Genomic DNA, 2,533 nt, shown 5'->3' with positions numbered 1-2,533 from the left:
TCCTAACCCGACATCAGGCGACATCAATATTGAAGTTCCCGGAATGCAACACATTACCATAACGAACACCTTGGGACAGACCGTCGTCGACATGGAGCTTGATGCCGATACGTCAAGCATCAACATGGCGCAATTCGGCACGGGTGTTTATGTGGTCAGAATCCTAACCAAAGACGGTTCATGCATCAGACGCATTGGAGTGGAATAATTTGTAAATCTACCAAATGAAAACAAACATCTATCTTTAAAAATACATCACTATGAAAAGAACAAAACTATTTATCCTTTTGCTGACATTGCCCATATTATTGTCGGCACAGCAAACGGTGCATATCGGCGACATACTTTGCACTGACGGAAGCACCGTTAGAATCAACGAATTTCCATCTTCTGGAAAAACTGCAATGGGCGTGGTTTATTACGTTGCCCCATCAGGGCAGAACGGCTTAGCCGTCAACCTTTACGACGATGAAGTGAACACTCCTTTCGGAGGTTACGGAGATGACTTTCCTTTGCCCGACATTGATGAATCGCGCAAGGCCATCTACGACTTCGACGGATACTACAACACCGAAATCCTCAGGAATATGTATGGCGGAGCCTACTCTTACCCCGCTCCGTGGTCAGTCGATTTCGAGAACGACTGGTATCTTCCCGCAGCAGGCGAACTACGGTTGCTGTACAACCAAATCCTCGTTGTCAACAATTCCCTTGCGGCCATTGGAGCCACTCCATTATATGAAAACACCGACAACTATTGGTCTTCAACCGAACGCACTCCATACCACATGCACGACATGGCAAGAAACGGCAATTTGGGCAACTACACAAAGACTCCTTGCAACAACGCTTTGGTTGGGGTGCGGTCAATCCGTTCATTCAGCGCCAACAGCACCGAATCCCCCATTGGAGAAACCATTGTTAATGAAGACGGCAGCAAAGGCATCATCTTTTATGTCAATTCCGAAGAAAAGTCTTACTGGATGGTAGCCTTAAACGACGCACCTTCAATCCACCCTTGGGGAGACCAAACCGATTCGCCGCTACCCAACCACCAACCAGAAGTCCTATTTAATCTTTTGACAGACAACAACGGTCTTTCAAACACTAGCACGCTTCGGAATTATCAGAACAACAATTCGTATGCTGCTTTTCAGGTTGATTTCGAAAACGGATGGTATCTGCCTTCAGCAGGACAACTTTCGAAACTTTATGGCGTGCTCCCTCTTATCGAAGACTCAATCATTAGAGCGGGAGGGGCATCGATGAACTATGACTTATACTGGACTAGCACTGAATACGACGAAGAAATGGCCTGGGGCGTTGATTTCGGTTCTCCTGGTCAATATGGTGGATTTTCGGCAAAAACCAACAAGTCAACACACGCATACATCCGCGCCATTCATGATTTCGATCCTTACGCTTTACAGCCTATTGTCGGCGAAATTACTATTCCCGAAACGATTTGTACAGGTAGCAGCCTCGACTTGCAGACTCCAAACACACAACACGCAACACGCCAAGGATGGCAAATCGCTGCCGACGAAGACTTCACTGATTACCAAGCCTACAACGGCGAAGCCCTTGACGAATCTTTCGATGGTTGGTATTTGAGATACTTTGTTTCCAACTTTTTGGGAACCGTCTACAGCAACGCGGTTCAAATCTCAGTTCTACATACTTCTGTCAGTTCGTTCGACATCAACAGCTGCGGCTCTTACACTTGGAATGAAGAAACTTACACCGAAAGTGGTGATTACGAACAGTTTTTCCCAATGCCTAATGGTTGCGACAGCATCGTCATCCTGCACCTTACCATCGAACACGAATATTCCACCTCACTCAACATCACAAGCTGCGACTTCTTCACTTGGAACGGCGCAACTTACACACAAAGCGGCGACTACGAGCAGTCCTTCACCACACAATTTGGTTGCGACAGCATCGTCACACTGCATCTCACCATAAATCCGTCGACGACGCATGAGTTCATGATTAGCACCTGCGACAGCTACATTTGGAACGGCACGGAATACTTCGAGAGCGGCGACTACGAACAGACATTCACCTCATCGACAGGCTGCGACAGCATCGTCACCCTGCACCTCGCCATAGAAACATTTGACGAAATGCAAGCCATTGAAGGTGATACAGAAGTTGATTCCTACCTCACGCCAAACAGCGTTTTCGTCCAGTCCGGCTTTATGAGCGGCAGCATATACCAATGGAGCATTGAACCCGCTGAAGCAGGTTCCATTATTGGCAGCGGCAATACGGTCATCGTCAATTGGTCGCCTGAATTTAAAGGCGATGCTATACTGACCGTGAACGTCAGCAATGCATGCGGCGAAGGCAACAATGCCATTACCGTAAACGTGAAAAGCACTTTCGATGTCAGCGAAAACAGCATCAATGCCAAACTTTATCCTAACCCGACATCAGGCGACATCAATATTGAAGTTCCCGGAATGCAACACATTACCATAACGAACACCTTGGGACAGACCGTCGTCGACATGGAGCTTGATGCCGA

At 47.4% G+C, this 2,533-nt stretch carries 1 protein-coding gene and 1 pseudogene; both read left to right on the top strand.

What is annotated here, in order from left to right; all coding sequences use genetic code 11:
• Nucleotides 1-208 (top strand): T9SS type A sorting domain-containing protein (locus tag AC06MN_RS05210; protein WP_475671297.1); only part of this gene is annotated, 208 nt, incomplete at its 5' end.
• A 52-nt stretch (nt 209-260) separates the two neighbouring features.
• Nucleotides 261-2,533: pseudogene (locus AC06MN_RS05205) on the top strand (hypothetical protein); the annotation flags it as partial.

Source organism: Candidatus Limimorpha sp., from assembly GCF_056203535.1.
Note: the sequence above shows the minus strand (reverse complement) of the source record. Positions and strands in the feature narration are given on the sequence as shown.